The 20,077-nt window shown below is 36.2% G+C and carries 10 protein-coding genes; 4 read left to right on the top strand and 6 right to left on the bottom strand.

The window, feature by feature from the left end; all coding sequences use genetic code 11:
* The first annotated feature begins 158 nt into the window (after nt 1-158).
* Nucleotides 159-1,937 (top strand): AMP-dependent synthetase/ligase, encoded by a 1,779-nt coding sequence (locus tag BBI01_RS05900; protein WP_065393750.1) that lies wholly within the window; start codon nt 159-161, stop codon nt 1,935-1,937.
* Between the two features lie 357 nt (nt 1,938-2,294).
* Here the strand turns inward: BBI01_RS05900 and BBI01_RS05895 are convergent, their stop codons facing one another.
* From BBI01_RS05895 to BBI01_RS05885, 3 genes are all read right to left on the bottom strand, one after another.
* A complete protein-coding gene (locus BBI01_RS05895) occupies nt 2,295-3,071 on the bottom strand; it encodes a zinc ribbon domain-containing protein (RefSeq protein ID WP_065393749.1) in 777 nt (258 codons plus the stop codon).
* Nucleotides 3,072-3,073: 2 nt separating this feature from the next.
* Entirely contained in the window at nt 3,074-4,171 is a 1,098-nt protein-coding gene (locus BBI01_RS05890; protein ID WP_065393748.1) for a Nif3-like dinuclear metal center hexameric protein, read from the bottom strand.
* A 126-nt stretch (nt 4,172-4,297) separates the two neighbouring features.
* The gene (locus BBI01_RS05885; protein ID WP_065393747.1) at nt 4,298-5,146 is read right to left on the bottom strand and encodes a phage tail-like protein; all 849 of its coding nucleotides are present in this window, start codon (nt 5,144-5,146) and stop codon (nt 4,298-4,300) included.
* Between the two features lie 249 nt (nt 5,147-5,395).
* Between BBI01_RS05885 and BBI01_RS05880 the strand changes: the two genes are divergently transcribed.
* Nucleotides 5,396-6,223: an ion transporter gene (locus tag BBI01_RS05880; protein ID WP_065393746.1), complete on the top strand. Its 828-nt coding sequence runs from the start codon at nt 5,396-5,398 to the stop codon at nt 6,221-6,223.
* Nucleotides 6,224-6,266: 43 nt separating this feature from the next.
* Complete coding sequence (locus tag BBI01_RS22745) at nt 6,267-6,425, top strand: hypothetical protein (protein ID WP_165602225.1); 159 nt, start codon at nt 6,267-6,269, stop codon at nt 6,423-6,425.
* A gap of 156 nt (nt 6,426-6,581) precedes the next feature.
* Here BBI01_RS22745 and BBI01_RS05875 read toward each other — a convergent pair whose 3' ends face one another.
* The 3 genes from BBI01_RS05875 to dnaE form a co-directional block, all read right to left on the bottom strand.
* Nucleotides 6,582-8,963: a T9SS type A sorting domain-containing protein gene (locus BBI01_RS05875; RefSeq protein WP_083190022.1), complete on the bottom strand. Its 2,382-nt coding sequence runs from the start codon at nt 8,961-8,963 to the stop codon at nt 6,582-6,584.
* A 123-nt stretch (nt 8,964-9,086) separates the two neighbouring features.
* Complete coding sequence (locus BBI01_RS05870; protein WP_083190021.1) at nt 9,087-12,593, bottom strand: T9SS type A sorting domain-containing protein; 3,507 nt, start codon at nt 12,591-12,593, stop codon at nt 9,087-9,089.
* Between the two features lie 282 nt (nt 12,594-12,875).
* Nucleotides 12,876-17,543 (bottom strand): DNA polymerase III subunit alpha, encoded by a 4,668-nt coding sequence (gene dnaE / locus BBI01_RS05865; RefSeq protein WP_065393743.1) that lies wholly within the window; start codon nt 17,541-17,543, stop codon nt 12,876-12,878.
* 271 nt (nt 17,544-17,814) lie between these two features.
* Between dnaE and BBI01_RS05860 the strand changes: the two genes are divergently transcribed.
* A complete protein-coding gene (locus BBI01_RS05860) occupies nt 17,815-19,968 on the top strand; it encodes a S8 family peptidase (RefSeq protein WP_065393742.1) in 2,154 nt (717 codons plus the stop codon).
* Nucleotides 19,969-20,077: the final 109 nt, after the last annotated feature.

Below are 20,077 nucleotides of genomic sequence, written 5' to 3'. Positions count from 1 at the left end.
TGTAAGCTCTTTAAAATCCGCTTTTATGGCTCCCAGAGCACTTTTGCACAGAATTTGTTATGGTAGACATTCAACTTATTTCTAATTATTAGATTCAAATGTCTACAATTAAAAAAAATGCTTATATTTAAATTTCTTTATAAATTATTTAAAAAATCATGACGATCAAGAGATTATTCGATATTCCGCACTATGCTTTAGAAAAATATCCTAAAACGGATATGTTTGTAACAAAGTACCAGGGTGAATGGAAAAAAACTTCTACACAGGAGTTTATTAATGAGGGAAATAAGATATCCAGAGGATTATTGAAGCTAGGTATAAAACCTGGTGACAAAATCGCTTTGATCACAACCAATTCCCGTACAGAATGGGCAATTATGGATTTCGGACTTTCACAGATCGGAGTTGTTTCAGTGCCTGTTTACCCAAGTATTTCTCCTGAGGATTATGAATTTATCTTCAATAATGCAGAAATACAGTATTGTTTTGTTTCAGACAAAGAACTTCTAAATAAAGTGATGAAGGTGAAGCATAATATTCCTAGTCTACAAGGAATTTTTACCTTCGATAAAATAAGCGGAGCAGCCAACTGGAGTGAAATTCTTGATCTTGGAGAGGATGAATCTACTCAAATTGAAGTAGAAGACCTTTCCAATGCAATCAATACAGAAGACCTTGCTACCATTATCTATACCTCCGGAACTACAGGAAGACCTAAAGGAGTAATGCTTACTCACAATAATATTGTTTCCAACGTATTAGGAGCTATCCCAAGAATTCCAAAGAAAAAAAGCATGGATTATAAGGAAACAAGAGCATTAAGCTTCCTTCCTATCTGTCATATCTTTGAGAGAATGCTTTTCTATCTTTATCAATATAACGGTTTCTCTCTTTACTTCGCTGAAAGTATCGAAAAGATGGGAGAAAATGTAAAAGAGGTGAAACCTCATTATATGACCGTGGTTCCAAGATTGGTAGAAAAGGTATATGATAAAATTTATAATACAGGTTCTTCAGCAGGAGGTTTAAAATCAAAAATATTCTTCTGGGCGCTCAATTTAATCACCAAAAAGAAAACGATCTCAAAACCATCAGGAATCCAGGAAATAATTGCAGACAAATTGGTATTCTCAAAATGGAGAGAAGGTTTAGGTGGTGAAATTATCACATTGGTATCAGGATCTGCAGCCCTTTCTACAAGGCTTAATTTAATGTTTCAGAATGCCGGAATTCCAATTTTAGAAGGATATGGTTTAACGGAAACATCTCCGGTAATCTCCGTAAACAGCTTTGAAAAAATGAGAGTAGGAACTGTAGGTATCCCATTAGATAATTTACAGGTTAAAATTCAGGAGGATGGTGAAATTACCGTTAAAGGTCCATCTGTTTTCAAAGGGTATTTCCAGAATGAGGAAATGACTAAGGAGGCATTTACAGAAGATGGTTTCTTTAAGACGGGAGATATTGGTCATATCGATAGTGATGGTTTCTTACAGATCACTGATCGTAAAAAAGAAATGTTCAAGACATCCGGTGGTAAATATATCGCTCCACAAACCATTGAAAACTTAGCGAAAGCATCTAAGTTCATTGAACAGATCATGGTAGTAGGTGACGGTGAGAAAATGCCTTGCGCTCTGGTGCAACCTGATTTTGAATTTGCAAAAAGCTGGGCAATGAGAAACAACCTCAACATAGGTTCCACACCTGCGGAAATTGCTAACAGCCCTGAACTTAAGCAAAGAATCGAAAAGGAAATGGACGGCATCAATGAACACCTTGGAAACTGGGAGAAAATTAAAAAAATTGAATTAACTCCTGAGGTTTGGAGCATTGAAACAGGACTTCTGACTCCTACACTGAAACTGAAGAGAAAGGCTGTAAAAGAGAAGTTTATTGCCCTTTATAATAAGATGTATGATCATCATGACTAAATAATATGAACCGCTTCGTTTTGAAGCGGTTTTTTTATGGGTTTATTTACCGTTTCATTTAGGTTTTGGCTAAAGCCAATGGAATTTTATATTCTATTGTAAAAACGGGCTAAAGCCCGTTTCTATTGAACTTTTATTCCTCTCGCGGATTTTGCTGATGACACAGATTTTTTTTTAGTCATTCCGTAGGAATCCAGCCCCGCATTTTTATTCTGATACGTAGAGATTTCTATGGAATGACAAAGAGGTTGCTGAATAAATTGTTTTAATTGCGCGGATATTGCGATATTCGTGTTTCAACAAAACAAAAAAGCTGTTTCAAAATGAAACAGCTTTTGTATTGTTAAAAATCAATAATTAAAATTTAATTACAGATTTCATTTTTTCGTTTTCTTCCATTACTAACTCGTCGTCAACAAGGATTTTCCCAGAGTGCTCATCAATGATGATTTTCTTTCTCTGAGCGATTTCCATTTGCTTTTGTGGTGGAATTGTGAAGAAAGATCCTTTTGGAGCTCCTCTTTCTAATCCTACTACAGCAAGACCATTGATAGAGTTTGTTCTGATTCTGTTATAAGAAGCTAATAATCTCTCATCGATTTTACCAGCGAATTCTTTAGATTGCTCTAATAAATATTCTTCTTCTTTTTGAGTTTCAGAGATAAGACCTTCTAATTCTTCTTTCTTGAATTTCAAGTGGCTCTTTAGATCGCTGATCTTTGCATTCAACTCACTTAAAGTTTCGTTTTTGTGAGCAATTTTAGCTCCGAATTCTTTAATTCTTTTTTCAGCAAGCTGAATTTCCAGATCCTGGAATTCCATTTCTTTTCCTAATGCTTCAAACTCTTTATTGTTTCTTACATTATCCTGCTGAGATTTGTATTTCTCAATTAAAGTTTTTGCATGGTTAATAACTTCATGCTTTGTTTTGATCTGATCATCCTGATCTTTGATATCTGCATGAAATTTTTCAGCTCTCTTTTCAAGACCTTCAATCTCGATTTCAAGATCTTCAACTTCAATTGGCAATTCTCCTCTAGTATTTCGGATTTCATCCAATCTTGAATCAATGATCTGTAAATCGTATAAAGCTCTTAATTTTTCTTCAACTGAAATATCGTTGGTTTTTGCCATATTTAAATGAAATAATTTACTGGGTTTGTTTTTTCAATAGATTTTGAAATTGCAAATGTACTAAATTTTTGTGATAAAATTTCAAATAATTGTTGACTTACAAATTGTTCTGATTCATAATGTCCTATATCACAGATCAGCATTTTAGACTCCGCAAGGAAATAATCATGATATTTAAGATCTCCAGTAAGGTAAACATCACATTTCTTTGCAACTGCAGATCTTATTCCGCTTGCTCCTGAACCTCCAAGAACCCCTACTCTTTTAATCTTTTTATTAGTAAAAGCTGAGTGTTTAATAATTTCCAAACCAAACTTTTCTTTTACAAATTTCAGGAAATCCTGTTCTTCCATTTCCTCTTCCAATTCACCGTACATTCCCAATCCGGCATGATGATTCTTGTTATCAAGACTATATACCTGGTAAGCGACTTCTTCATAGGGATGAGCCGTTTTCATGGCTCCAATGATCTGTCCTTCTTTAGGGGTTTCAAAAATTACGGAAATCATATCTTCATCTGCATTTTCCCGAATATTTTGCTGTCCTGAAAATGGATTTGAACCTTCAATAGGTCTGAAAGTACCATTTCCATTGACTGTAAAGCTACATTCATCATAAAAACCTATGCTTCCAGCTCCTGCAGAAAACATCGCTTCTTTTACTTTTTCCGAATAATCTCTAGGAACAAAAACAGTCAGTTGTTTTAAGTTATTCTCTTTTGGCTGAAGAATTTTCCTATTCTTTAGTCCCAATTGGCTGCATATTCCGTGGTTTACTCCAAAAAAATCATTATCAAAAGCTGTGTGAATGGCATAAATCGCAATTTTATTTTCAATAGCTTTCAATACTGCTCTTTCTACATAATTCTTTCCGGTTAAAGATTTCAATCCGGAAAATATAATAGGATGAAAACATACAATCAGATTGAGGTTTTTGTCAATAGCTTCTTCTACCACATTTTCCAGAGCATCATGACACACCAGAATTCCTGATACTTCACGGTCTGGAACACCACACAACAATCCTACATTATCAAAATCTTCTGCTTGTCTGATACTGATCTCCTCTTCTATTTTTGAAATTACAGTTCTTAGCTTCATTTACTCTATATTTTACAGTTATGGCGAAGATATTAAATTTAACAGGATTCATGAAAACTTATCTGTTAATAAAAAAGCCGGACCTTACGGACCGACTTCATTTCATCTTAATCATAAAAAATTTTCTTAGTCTTTAAAAAGTGATACTCTTGTAAATGACTCTACAGTGACGTTACAACCTGTATCTGATTCCACAAAAAGCTGATATCCTCTTCCTGGTGCTAAGCTTGCTGGATCTGCAATGGTATAGAAATAAAATGTAAGAAGTTTTCCTGAGCCACTTGATCCGCTCGGAAGAAGCTGAATAGAATTTATCTCAAAACCTGAATCAGGATTTAAAAATGTAGCTTTTACTGATCCTGAAGAATTGGATCCAGGAGTAACATTGGCAATGAGTCTCCACACATGTACTTGCCCTGAGATCTCATTTTCTCGCCATTTACCGGATGCCCCATCATATATGTTTGCAGTGACGCCAGGAAAGGGAACAGTTGTTTCGGGCCAACTTGTGGTAGGGCTTGCCGCAAATATTAATGGTGTTGCGTAGAGAATTTGTTGCCTTGGACCATATGTATTTCCTGAAGCAACTAAATTGAGAGAAGGTTTTGCATTTGCGTTTCCAGAATTCACTTTAACGACACCGTCATTACCAGCCTGAGAGGATGTGGGAACAAAAAGCTGTCTCCAGAGGGTACCGTCCCAATACTGGAAGTTGTTGGTTGTCGTATTAAAAATAAGGGTCCCTGCAGTAAGGCTAGCATTAACAACACCTGCAGGGGGTACTGTTAAAACATCATTATCAGCAAGGTAGGTATCTCTATCTGTATCGGTAAGACGGGGAATAAGAATACCTTTTTGATTGGATACAACATCTAATATTGTAGCTCCATTTGGAGATGTGGTATTGATCCCAACCTGAGCATATGAAAGACTATATACCAAAATCGGAATAAACGTGGTTAATAATTTTCTCATGATCGTACTTTTTGTAGAATAAAATTACAAACTCTATTTAAAATTATGTTAAAAAATAAATTTTTATTTGTCATTTTTTATGCGTAAATTAAATAATCTAACTCACTGAAAACCATGACTTTTAAATGTAATAACTCCCATTTTAATGAAAGAAAAACTTTTAACATTTTAAGCTTTCTTTTAACAGTCAAGTATTTGGGCTATACTTCATTAAAATTATTAACTTCGCTGTGAAATAACTTAATTTAAATGGAAAGAGAACATAACCTTGTTCCTGAAGACAAACTTTGGCAAAGATTCCTTTACCGCATCATTTACCGCTCTGATACGAGGCTCGGAAAGCTCTTCGATATCATATTATTATCCTTAATTCTTGCAAGTACCGCCATTATCATGATGGAAAGTGTACCATTATTGGACAAGAGGTTCCATACTACCTTTCTTATTTTAGAATGGGTAATTTCCATCTTCTTCACTGCTGAGTACTCTATGCGAATTGCGGTAGTAAAAAATAAGAGAAACTACATCTTCAGTTTTTTCGGAATCATAGATTTCCTTTCTCTTGTACCTTTTTTTCTTAGTTTTTTCTTTCCTATTACAAAGTACTTTTTGATTTTCAGAATGTTGAGGATGTTGAGGATTTTTAGAATCTTTAATTTGCTGGACTTCATGAATGACGGTTATCTTATTGTAAGAGCACTAAAAAACAGTTCAAGAAAGATCTATATATTCCTTTTATTTTTAATCATTTTCTCTGTCATTGTAGGTTCTTTAATGTTTATGGTGGAAGGAGGAAGACAGGGGTTTGAAACGATTCCACAGTCTATTTACTGGGCTGTAGTTACAGTAACCACTGTGGGATATGGAGATGTCTCTCCTATTACTCCGATGGGGAAATTTTTCGCTGTTATTCTCATGCTTGCCGGTTATTCTATCATTGCTGTTCCTACAGGGATTGTAACGGCTGAAATGAGGAATAAAAGACAGAATCTGGAAAAGATTTGTGACCGCTGTGGCAACGAAGATATTGATGATGATGCGAGATATTGTAAACAATGTGGCAAGAAATTAGCTTAATATTTTGTATTAGTTTAATCTATTCACCAAATACCACAAAATCATGGAACCAAAAAAGAAAAACAAACCGAATGGTCTAGTTATTATTCTCTTCGGACTGATTGTACTGATGATTATCATTTACTTTATTCTTGTCATGTTCTTCCCTACTGTTTTTGATCTGATGAATACAGGTGATATACAGCCTGTACCGGATAAATAATCATTTACAGACATTGAGTGATAAGTGATAGATATTAATCGGAATAAAAAAGATGATCGGAATTCTCTGATCATCTTTTTTAAATAATTACTCAAAAACTAAAATTCATAAAATACAAAAAGGCGGATCGTTGATCCGCCTTTTATGAATTACTAATTATTTTTTAATTGTTTTTACGGTTTGTTTAGACCCGTCTTTCATATTCAATACTACAATATACATTCCTTGTTTTAAGTCTGCTAAGTAAAGAGATGAAGAAGGTTTGTCAATTGTTTTTACCATTCTTCCGGAAACATCCACAATATAAATAGATTTCACATCTTCTACTTTTGAAATATTCAATACTTCAGTGAATGGATTTGGATAAACTTTTATTTCTTTTTTAACTTTAGAGGTTTCTGAAGTTCCCAGCGTTTCTTTGTTAATCGTAATTGTAAACGTTCCTTCGATCTGATCTTCATCATCAGCATATCCACCTACATTTACATAATACACGGTTCCAGCAACTGTTGAAACTGATATAGCTTCTCCTTCTGCCAAAGAACCATCATCAGCACTTCCTACACAAGTAAGGTTATCGCAGCTACCTGAAAACACTCCAATTTTAGCATCGAAATAACTATCTGCCGGCATTGATATCGCAATATCATAAGTAGAACCATCGCCTGTAAAAGTAAACCATGTTCCATCATTCATTCCATCGTTAGCACAAGCTGTAATGAATCCGTTGTTGTTAGTTGCTCCCGCTGCATCAGATTGAATATAAGTATAAGGGAATGTGGATGCCACCAAAGCACTTGCACAATCATCATTTGCAGGAGCTGGAGGTATTGTTCCAATACAGATATCAAAACTTTGAGCTTCGTCAGAGTACTGGGTAAATACTCTTACATAGTATGTTTCTCCTACTGTAAGACCAGAAATTAATTTTGAACCTTCATAGGATGGTACACAATCTACATTTGCTAAACCGGCACAATCACCACTAAACACTTGGAATGCAGCACCATAACTATATTCTTGTCCAATAGAAACTAAATTGCTTAATGAAATAAAATGCGAAGTTGCAGCTGCTGTAAATTTATACCATACATCATCATCTGCTCCACCAAAGCAAGGAGCAGCGTCTATGCCTGAATCTGTTGCCCCTAATGTATGTCCGGATGTTTTAGCTCCGCAATTCATGTCTGGATTAACAGTTAACGTTACTGCACTCGTACAATCATCATTTGTAGGCGGTGGTGGCAATGTTCCAACACATATATTAAAATTTTGGGCATATCCGTCACCAAAATAACTGTAAACTCTTACATAATAAGTTTCACCTACTGTAAGATTTGAAGCCACCGCAGATCCACTATCACCACACACGAGGCTTGACAAACCATCACAACCACCACTTAAAATCTGAAAATTAAGAGAGGTACTATTCTCGCTCCCCGCAGAAGTAACATTCATAAGTGATACAATATGAGAAGTTTGCGTAGCAGTAAATTTGTACCACACATCATCATCAGCATTACCATAGCAAGGATCTGGATCTAAACCTGAATCCGTTGCGGAAAGTGTAGACCCTGCGACTGAGCTCGCACAATTCATATCAGGATTCACCGTTAGATTGACAGCACCGATACATTCATCATTTGCCGGCTGAGGAGGTACAGTTTTAAATTTGAATTCAGTACAGCCTGAAGCATCTCCTCCGGTCCCTACTGAAATTACTCTTAAATAATAAGTAGTATTAAGTGCAAGCGGTGCTGTTGGAGTAAAGGTTGTCGTTGATACTAATTGTTGATTGACAACATCTGTTCCGCCTGGTGTTGTTCCTATTGATACTTTATAACCTGTAGCTCCAGACATTGAAGACCATTTAATTTCAGGTAAAGCAGGTACTGCATTTGAATTATTCGCAGGATAATTTATTGTAGTACATAAAGGTATTGAACTTGGAGTAAGTCCTGTAAAAGTAACAACAGATCTATAATCTATAAGGCTTCCGGTTGGAGGCGTTGCTGGATCCGGATTGGTATCATCATTTCTGTAAGCAATTGTCTTGTATTGAGTTGAGCTTGCTCCAAATACATGGAATATATTATTACCGTCATAACCCGGAGCATTTTCATCTATTGCAACTACTAAATTCTGGGTGTTATTATAAGGAAAGGGTGTTGTAAACACTACCTCTACCACTCCATTTTCGTTAGTTACTGTTCCTGAGTATACTTCTGTTAATTCACTAAGAGGAACCCAACTGGTAGTGGATGCAAAATTGGTAACCCCAGTATGTCCAAGATAAACAGTCCATTCATCAGAATCATCAATATTTTCATTAGGTCCTATGTAAAACTTAAGTCCCGTAATGTTTCCTGCTGCATTAGCATTGATTTCCTGTTTTGTAAAAATCTGTTGGGTATAGGAGTACCCATAGTATGTATTTACCGGTGCAACTCCGGTGTCTGTGCTTCCTTCACCTAGGGTAATTTGAGCATTAAGGATCATACTTACGGTAAGTAAGCACAAAAGTAAGATTTTCTTCATATATAATTTTTTAAGGAGTTATTAGATTACCAATTTAATAATATTTTTAATACAACATTAAAAAAAAATTAAAAAAAAGCGACAACCATTAAGTTGTCGCTTCAAATAACTATATTGAAAGGTTTATTTCTTAATTGATTTTATCACCTGTCTGGAACCATCTTTCATATTTAATATGATCAGATACATTCCTTGTTTCAAGTCTCCCAATTGAAGAACAGATGACGGTGTATTAATAGTTTTCACTAATCTTCCCGCAAGGTCTACAACGGAAACGGACTGTATTTTGGATATATCTGAAATATTCAGAACATCAATAAATGGATTTGGATAAACTTTGATCTCGTTTTTAACTACTGAAGTTTCAGAAGTTGCCAATGATGCATCGTAAGCGGAGATCTTAAAATCACCATCCGGTTTTGATCCATACCTCCAAACACTCACATAGATTACTGAACCAGGAGTCTGTCCTGTAACAGAAACTTTAGAGAAAATATTAGTTGTGGTAACAATATCATCATTACAACCCAAAGAAGTAAATGAGCCACAAGTTCCGCTATACACTTCCATAATAGAATCATTGAATGATGAACCTGGCGCGGCACCAGTCTCAACTGTAACGCTTCCTGATGGCGGCACAACAACAGTGAACCAGACATTATTTACATTGTTAGATGCTGTCGTTACACATGAAGAAGTCCCATTGGTACTAGCAGATATATTGGTTGCTATAATTGCATTGGCATTAAAATTCGCACCAGGTGTCAAAGCTATAGCACCCACACAATCGTCATTAACAGGCGGCGGAGGTGTTGTTCCTACACAGATCTTAAAGTTATTCGAATATCCTGAGCCATTCGAATTATAAACCCTTATATAATAAGTCTGTCCAGCTGTTAGCCCTTCAACCGTAGCTGTACCTGAAGTAGAACATTTAAGACTTGTCATTGTTCCGCAAACCCCGCTAAATACCTGTAAATATAAACTTGTAGAAGAATTAATCCCTGTAGAAACGATATCTGATAACTTAACTACATGTGAAGCCCCCGTAGCTGTAAAAGTATACCATACATCATCATCAGGAGTTCCGGAACATGAACCTGTTGGCACATTAGAATTCGTTGCACTTGTTGTAGTTCCGGCAGTCACCGTTGTACATGTTAAATTGGGATTTACCGTTAAAGGTATCGCATTTGCACAATCATCATTGGCTGGTGGCGGAGGTGGCGTTCCTACGCAAATATTAAAGCTATTTGAATATCCTGAACCATTTGAATTATATAATCTAATATAATAAGTCTGCCCTACTGTAAGCCCTTCAACCATAGTTACAGATACTGTTGAACATTTAACACTGGTTAATGTTCCACATGCACCACTCATCACCTGCATATATAAGCTGGTAGATGAACTGCTTCCCGTAGAAACAATATTAGATAATGTAATAATATGAGAAGGATTTGTAGCTGTAAAAGTATACCACACATCATCATCTGCAGTTCCTGTACATGGAGATACTGCCACATTTGAATTGGTAGCACTATGAGTAGTCCCCGCAGTTACCACTGCACAGTTGGTGGTTGGGTTTACTGTTAGAGCAATAGCACCTGCACAGTCATCATTAGACGGTGCTACCGGAGTTGTCACACAAATATTGAACGTATTAGCATTTCCAGGACCTGTACTGGAATTATAAACTCTTACATAATAAGTATTTCCGGCAGTCAGACCTGTCAACACAGCTGGTGAACCATAACTAGTATCACATAAAACACTTGTCATTGCACCACAAGCACCACTTAATACCTGTAAATATAAACTTGTAGAACTAGTGGTTCCTACCGATACCACATCTGTTAAAGCAACCACATGAGACGCAGAAGTTGCCACAAATGAATACCAAACATCATCGTCCGCAGTTCCTGTACAAGGAGCAATTGCCACTCCTGAATCGGTAGCACCTAATGTAGTTCCTGCTACTGAATTTGTACATAATGAAGTAGCACTTACCGTCAAAGGAACAGCAGTAGAACATTCATTATTTGCAGGTGCAGCAGGTAATGTTCCAATACAAATATCAAAACTCGCTGTATAATCCGCTCCTGAATCATAGGTATAAACCCTTACATAGTAAGTCTGCCCAGGAGTTAATCCTGAAATAGTAGCACTATTAGGATCATTACAAATTAAATTGGTAAAGTTTCCACAAGTACCACTCAATACCTGAAAGTACATATCTGTTGTAGAACTAGCTCCCGTTGATACTATATTAGATAAAGTAACCGTATGCGCTGCTCCGGTAGCCACAAAACTATACCATACATCATCATCTGCATCACTAAACCCTGAACACGTTGGCGCTTCTAAAGAGAGCGTCCCTCCAAGTGTATTTCCTGTTCCTTTAATCGTACAGCTGCTCATATCGGAATTTACTCCTAAAGGAATAGCATTCGCACAATCATCATTAGCTGGTGGGGCATATTTTGTTTTAAATTTTCTCACCGTACATGATGCAGAAGTACTATTCGATCCTTGATATGAATTTACCGTATAATGATAAGTTGTATTATAATTTAAATTCGAAGGGAAAGTATATGTCAATACATTACCTAAGTCGACGTTATTAAGAACCTCAGTACCACCAGCAGTAGTTCCTACCGTCAATCGATATCCTGTAGCACCTGAAACGGCAGTCCAGCTTATAGTCGGAGTAACTCCTATATTGGTGGCATTGCTTTCAGGTAAAGAAACACTAGGACAACCTATAGCTAATGTAGTAAAACTGGTTTCTGTACATGCCGTAGCATTTCCAAAGCTATTTGTAGGAATAATTTTCACATAATAAGTCGTTGAATAATTCAAAGGATTTGCCGTAGGAATTGTGTAAGTAAGAATATTTCCGACATTCAGGTTATTAATTACATCATTTCCACCAGGTGTAGTTCCTACGTTAATATTATATGAAGATGCTCCTGCCGCAGCATTCCATTTAAGCACCGGTGTTCTGGAAGCACCGGTAGCAGCATTTGCTGGAGCCGTCAATGTTGTACAACCTGGAACATCTACAACAGGCTGATTTAATTCCACCTCATCAAAACCTATATAAAAATCTGCCGGGGACGTATAACTTCCAGTAAGTTTAAATTTAAAATTAGCTCCAGCCGGAACAGCTCCTGCGGGAAGTGTCCCTGAAACAGTGGCACATGGAACCGGAGATGAATTTGGATTATTAAGAACCACAGGAGTCATTAATGGCACCCAGGTTGTTCCGCCATCAATCGAATACTCTGCTGAAACTCCTCCCTTAATAGCTCCGGACGTCCCAAACCCTTTTGCAGCATACTGAAAAGAGTAATCAAGAGCCAAACCATTGGAATGAGTTGTAGAATAAATGACATTTTGAGCCGTAACACCGGAGTAGATATTTCTGTATACCATATTGCTCCCGGTACACGCTGTACCATTTGTCCACATTCCGATGGAAGCGTTTTGCGAAGCAGAAGAAGGTAATGCAGAATAGCTCCATCCTAAAGGAAGTGCACTACTACCCTCAAAGCCGTCATTGACCTGAATTTGTGCCGAAGCTCCTACTCCGAGGGACATCAAACACATCAGTAGAATTTTTTTCATAAATAGTAATAATAATAGTTAGGGCGATAAAAGTATAAAATATTTAATACAATATCATAAATTATTAAAATTTATTAATTAAAATATTGAAAAATTAAATTATTTTTAAATAAAATTAAACATATATTTAAATTTAAAACATTTTAAACAAAACAAAAACAAGCTAACACAAAATACTAACAAACAATACATTACAATTAAAAACAAAACCCTACCTATTCAAAAAACTAAACAAAAAAAAGTGACAAACTGCCACTTTTTAAAATGTATATATTTTATTTTTTAATTTAAATAGAATTCATACTTATTGAGCAACTGAATTTCCTTAATTAAATCACCATTCAAGTCAACCGAATGTTTCATAGACTGTACTTCAATATGAGAGTCATCTTCAATGTTTTTAATAAAGAATTTCAATTTCTGATTCCCTTTATTTCGATCAAGAACAGTTCTGAAGAAATCCAGATCCTCAGGTCTTACATCCATCACATCCATGACAAGAGAAATGCTTTTTGCAAATCTTTCAAATGCCTCCTGAAGTTCAATCACATCATTCACATTCACAAAAACTCGTCCGTCTTTTACTTGTGCAAATTTGATTTTGAAAATGACAAACCTTTGCACTTCCAGCTTTTCCTTCAGCCTCATATAATCTCTGTCTCCCAATCTGAAAGAATAAGAACCTGAATAGTCTTCCAACGTAACAAAAGCGACTTTCTCACCACTTCTGAAACCATCCTGAACTCTATATTCCGTAATCAGACCCGCCACAGTGTATTCTTTCCCACCGCCGCCATTTTCTCTTTCTTTCTGAAGTGTTTTCCAGTCTTTCTTTTTTTCTTCAAATAATTCGTCCGGCTTATTGGCAAAAGCCTGCTCTTTATAAGCATCTACCTCATCCAGGTTCAAAAATCCGAAAGTACCTTTTGGCTCAGCTTTTTTTGTAGTTTCTTCAATCACTTCTTCTTCTCCTGCAACAATATCATCAGAAACAATCTCTGTAATATCAGTAGTTTCATCCTGGGAATCCTGTTCCAGAACAGGAGCTTCATCCGTGACTGTTTTTTCTTCCTCCTCTTTCTCTAATACATTCTTCTTAGAAAGTCTTCCCTGCATAAACTGGAACTGATATTTAAATTCATCAAGTGGATGGGCTGATAAATAGAATCCGATGATTTCTTTTTCTTTATTAAGCTTATGCATGTTTGGCCATTCAGGGCAAGGAGGTAATTTCGGCTGCTCAATCTGAACTTCGTCAGCAAAATCTGCAAATAAAGAATGTTCCATCTCATTTTTACTTTCCTGGAAACTCTGCCCATATCTGATCAGTCTTTCAAGATTTGTTCTTCCCGCCATATCAATATCAAAGTACTGACCTCTGTGGAAAGCATCCAATTCATCAAAAGCTCCCGCAAGCACTAAACTTTCTGCGACTCTTTTGTTCATCTGAGATGGTAAAATCCTTTCAAAAAAATCGTAAATATTTTTAAATCTTCCATTTGCTCTTTCTCTTGTAATAGCCTCACTTGGTCCTTCACCAATTCCTTTAATCGCTCCTAAACCAAAACGGATCTGTCCTTTTTCGTTTACAGAGAATTTGTATTGAGATTCATTTACATCCGGTCCTAAAACATCCACTCCCATACTTTTACAATCTTCCATGAACATGGTAATTGAATCTGTATTGTTAATGTTGTTACTCATTACACTCGCCATATATTCGGCAGGGTAATTTGCTTTTAAATAAGCTGTCTGATAAGCAATGAAAGCATAACACGTTGAGTGAGACTTATTGAAGGCATATTCCGCAAAGGCTTTCCAGTCATTCCAGATTTTTTCCAGCCTTTCCTCATTCAGGTTGTTTTTTCTTCCGCCTTCAATGAATTTAGGGTACATTTTATTAAGAACGTCGATTTGCTTCTTACCCATTGCCTTTCTCAAGGTATCAGCTTCACCTTTGGTAAAGTTTGCCAGCTTTTGTGATAAAAGCATTACCTGCTCCTGATATACGGTAATTCCGTAAGTTTCCTTTAAGTATTCCTCAGTTTCAGGTAAGTCGTAAACGATTTCTTCAATTCCGTGCTTTCTATTAATAAAGTTTGGAATATATTTAATAGGACCAGGTCTATACAATGCGTTCATGGCAATAAGGTCAGCAAAAACCGTAGGCTTCAGCTCCCTCATATATTTTTGCATCCCGGGACTTTCATACTGGAAGATCCCGACAGTTCGTCCTTCTTTAAACAGCTGATAAGTTTTGGTATCATCCAGTGGAATAAGGTCCGGATCAATGTCTATATCATATCTTGCCTTTACAAGTTTCAATGCATCTTTAATAATGGTCAAAGTCCTAAGCCCAAGAAAGTCCATTTTTAGAAGACCAGCACTTTCCGCCACTGAGTTATCAAACTGTGATACTAAAATATCAGCATCTTTTGCAGCGATTGTTACCGGAACAAGATTACTTACATCTTCTGGGGTAATGATAACACCACAGGCATGAATTCCGGTATTTCTGATACAGCCTTCCATCTTTTTTGCACTCGCAAGTACTCCGTGACGAGCATCATCAGGACTTTCAAGAACATATCTCATTTCATCAACGAGCATCTGTTCTTCCGGTTTTAATTTGTCGTATTTAGCTAAAGCTTTTGCAATATTCATCCCCGGACTTGGAGGAATCAGCTTGGCAATATTATTAGTATCAGGAATAGGAACATCCAATACTCTTCCGGCATCTTTAATGGCAGATTTCCCACCCAACACCGAATAAGTAATAATCTGTGCCACCTGAGTTTTTCCATATTTCTCTACTACCCATTTGATGATTTTATCTCTTCCTTCGTCATCAAAGTCAATATCAATATCGGGCATCGAAACCCTTTCCGGATTCAGAAATCTCTCAAAAAGGAGATCATATTTAATAGGGTCTACATTGGTAATTCCAATACAATAAGCCACTGCAGATCCAGCAGCAGATCCCCTTCCAGGACCTACCCAAACACCCATATTACGGGCTTCATTACAGAAATCCTGTACAATAAGGAAGTACCCTGGATATCCGGTATTGGCGATTACTTCAAGCTCGAAATCAAGACGTTCTTTAATTTCATCTGTAATTCCATCAATACCATATCTTTTCTTTGCTCCTTCATAGGTAAGGTAGGTAAGATAAGCCATCTCCCCACGTTTTCCTCCGTCTACCTCATCTTCTGCATGAATAAACTCTTCAGGAATATCAAACTTCGGAAGAAGTACATCTCTTTTTAATGTATAAGGTTTAAACTTTGCAAAGAATTCTTCATAAGCCTCAAAAGCATCAGGATACGCCAAAAATGCTTCTTTTATTTCATCAGAATTTTTAATATAATATTCTCCGGTTGAAAGTCCTCGTCTCTTACCAAATCCCTTTCCTACAGGAGTCGACAGTTTTTCACCGTCTTTAATACAACTTACAATATCCTGAATATTCGAGTCGTCTTTATTGGTATAAAAGGTTTCGTTCTGAGCTAATATTTTAACATTATACTTATCAGCAAAATATAGTAAAACTTCATTTAAATGCTCTTCTTCAGGAAGTTTGTGGTTTTGAAGCTGTACATAGAAATCATCCTCAAAAGTATCTTTCCACCATTTGAAAAGCTCCTCTCCTTTTTGTTCCCCGGTATTAAGAACCGCATCCGGAATATCTCCAAGAATCCCTGATGTCAGGGCAATAAGCCCTTCTTTATATTCAGCAATCAGTTCACGGCTTATCCTTGGAACTCCAAAGTAAAAACCTTTAAGGAAACCTATACTAGAGAGTTTTGCCAAGTTTTTATAGCCGTTAAAATCCTTTGCCAAGAGCACAACCTGAGTTCTTCTATCCGGATCATCCTTGGTAAACTGCTTTTGCTCGTAACGATCTGAGATATAAAATTCACAGCCAACAACAGGGATCAAAGGTTCAGAAACGGGTTCTGGTTCATTGAATTCAGTTCCGTTTTCTTCTGCTTCCTGTTTTTTAGCTAAATATTCTTTATGTTTTTTCGCACGATCTCCATTCGCTCCTTCTATTGCAGATACAAACTTAAAAGCTCCCATCATATTTCCCAGATCCACCATTCCGACAGCGGGAAAATTTTCCTCAGAAGCTTTTTTAATCAGGTCATTAATGCTTGATGTTGCCATCAAAGTAGAAAAAACACTATGGTTGTTAAAATTGAAGTATTTACCCAGATCAATCTCATCAATACTTCCAAAATCCTGTTGCTTTTTCTTATTATGAAAATCCGCAACCTGCCTTCTGATAACAATATTAAAAGGCTTTATAGGATCTGGATAAAGGCTTCTAAAATAGCTTAACTGATCTTCTGAAATCTTCAGTACATCAGCAGGAACCACTCCTATTCTCACCATTTCAAAGAAAGCTCTCGCCGTTGCATTTACATCGGCTGCAGCATTATGGGCTTCATCAAATTTATTTCCGTATAATTTTTCGTAAAGTTCTTCAAGCTTTGGCGGCTTGAATCTTCCTCCTCTACCACCTCCTAATTGACAGAAGTCTGTTCCTAAGATCATGGTATCAGCCTTAGGTTTTTCCTGTAAATTATCCTTTATATTTTTTCTGTAGAATTCGGCTCCTACAATATTGTAATCAAATTCTACATTGTGTCCTGAAACCACTCTTACCTTATCAAGAACTTTAGAAAATTCTTCTAAAATCTCCTGAAGATCACGACCTTCTTCATTCGCTATCTTTGTCGTAATCCCATGAATCCTTGCCGCATTAAAGGGAATATCATACCCTTCAGGCTTTATTATATAGTCTTGATTCTCAATTAAATTACCATCATCATCATGCACCTGCCATGCAATCTGCACCATTCTTGGCCAGTTATCAGAATCTGAAAGCGGGGCGTTGAAATTTTTTGGTAAGCCGGTTGTTTCTGTGTCAAAAATTAAATACATATAATTTTCTAACTTTTATAAAAAAGAGAATGTAAAGTTACTTCATTTTTTCCAATAACTAATGTAAAACCACAATACAAAGAATGATTAATATTTTACATATTTAAAAATAAAATTAACACAAAAAAAATACAAAAAATACAAAACAAAACATTAAACAACCACACAACACTCAACTTAAAACAATAATTATTTAATAAAAATAACGCTAATTAAATAATTTTAACATATATTTGAACAATTACAATTTTTTAATATTTTACCAACCATTATGAAGAAACATTTACTTTTGGTCGGCACTTTAGCTATTTCAATGCTAAGTGCGCAAAACAATGAAGGATTAAAAAGAGAGTTTGAAAGACAAAACAAAGAGAATAGCGCTAAGTTTGACTCTTATGTTGCAAAAAAGTATGGAAACACTGCAAAGTCAGCTGACATTCAGAAAAAAATTGAAGAAGAAAAAGCTAACCTAGCAGGATTTTTCCGTAACAAGCCTTATTTCTACCAGGCAGATGATCAAAGTCAAATTTTGAACAATAATGTAGATGCTTTAACTACAGCGGGGGGGGTTGCTGGATTAGCAGGATCTTTCAATGGAGAAGGAATACTTTATACCATATTTGATGGAGGAAGAATTTATGCCGCACACCCTGCATTTAGTAATACAGCTGGCAGAATTACTAACAAAGAAGCTGATACAAATCCATACAGTGCACATGCTACTGGTGTTGCTAGTATTGTAGGTGCAAAATCATCTCCACTAACTGCAACAGCACCTGATGGGACAGAAACCCACGGAAATGCAATGGGAATAGCATTAAATTCAACAATGAATTCTTATAGATTTGCTACAACGATCCTACCTGGTAATACAGCCACTAGTAATGTATTTCAAAAAATTGTCATAGCTCAGCCAAAAATCTCTAACCACTCCTATGGAAATAATGCTGGATGGGATATTGCAACTGTTTCCGACGCAACCGCTCTGGTTTGGAATGGTGATTACTATCCTGCTACCGCTACTGAACCTTATGCTACTTTTGATCTGCAAGGCACCTATTTTACTAATGATCAAAACTATGATAACATTGTATATACCAACCCTACAAATGTTATTGTAAAATCTGCAGGTAATTATTTTGGTATGGGACCTGCCTTACCAGGTGCATCAGCAGCACCTAAGTATTACACAAACGAAAATGGAGATCTTACTTTATTTACAGCAGCAGATACCCTGCCAGCAACAAACTGTGGTAATGGTGGAGACTGTATAGGACCTGGTTCTCTAGCTAAAAACATTATTGTCGTAGCTGCTACAGAAGTTATCACTACAAATAATTTTAGATATACCGCTTCAACAGATGTTGTAAAAGCTGATTATAGTAGTGCCGGACCTAGAGATGACGGAGGTATTAAACCTGATATTGCAGCTCCAGGATCAGATATATGGATGGCATCAACTGCTCAAAACACTACAGGAAGCGTTGCTTGGCAAATCAACAGCGGAACTTCAATGTCTGCACCACAGGTAACAGGGATTATCGGACTTTGGATGCAGATATACAAATCAATGTTTAATAATGCAGATATGAACGCTGCTACAGCTAAAACATTGACAGTACATTCAGCATCTGAAGCAGGAACTGTAGGTCCTGATGCATGGTATGGCTGGGGATACATCAACGCGAAAAAAGGTGCTGAACTTTTAGTTGGAAAGTCTAATAATACTGTAATTTTCAATGAAGAGACTTTAAATAACGGAAGTACAAATACCAAAATCGTAAAAGCTTCAGGAAGTGAACCTCTTAAAGTAACGATTTCCTGGATTGACCCAGAATTTAAACTTCCTCAAAATATCAGTTGGGAATCTGCGTACAATAACAGAAGTTCTAGACTTATAAATGACCTAGATTTAAGAATTACTGACACCACTACAAATACAGTATACATGCCATGGAAGCTTAATCCTATTAATCCAACAGCTCCAGCAATTAAAGGTGATAACAATGTTGACAATGTAGAACAAGTAATTATTGATGCTCCTGTAACGGGAAGAGACTACAAGATTGAAATCTTCCACAAAGGAACATTGGTAAACAACGCTACTCCAGGTGTGGCAACTCCTCAAAACTACTCAATCATTGTAACAGGTCATACTGCAGGTTCATTAGGAACTAAAGAAGGCAGCAGAGCTTTAAGCGAGCTTGCTATTGCACCTTCTATTACTAAAGATGTAACTAATATCTTAAATGCTCCTAAAAAATCTACATTCACAATTTATGACCTTTCAGGTAAAAAATTACAAAGCGGAAACATCAATAGTGACAAAGAATCTGTTGACTTATCAGCTTACACAAAAGGAATTTACATCATTGAAGTAAAAACCGATAAAGATGTAGTAACTAAAAAAGTGATTAAAGAATAATTTTTTTAATCATTAACACTAAAAAAAGGATACTGAGAATTCAGTATCCTTTTTTTATATAGTTCAAAAAAATTTCGAATTAGATCTTATTTAATCAAAAAAGAAATAT

This window comes from Chryseobacterium artocarpi (assembly GCF_001684975.1).
Classification (GTDB): Bacteria; Bacteroidota; Bacteroidia; order Flavobacteriales; family Weeksellaceae; genus Chryseobacterium; species Chryseobacterium artocarpi.
This window is presented reverse-complemented; position numbering and strand designations above follow the sequence as displayed.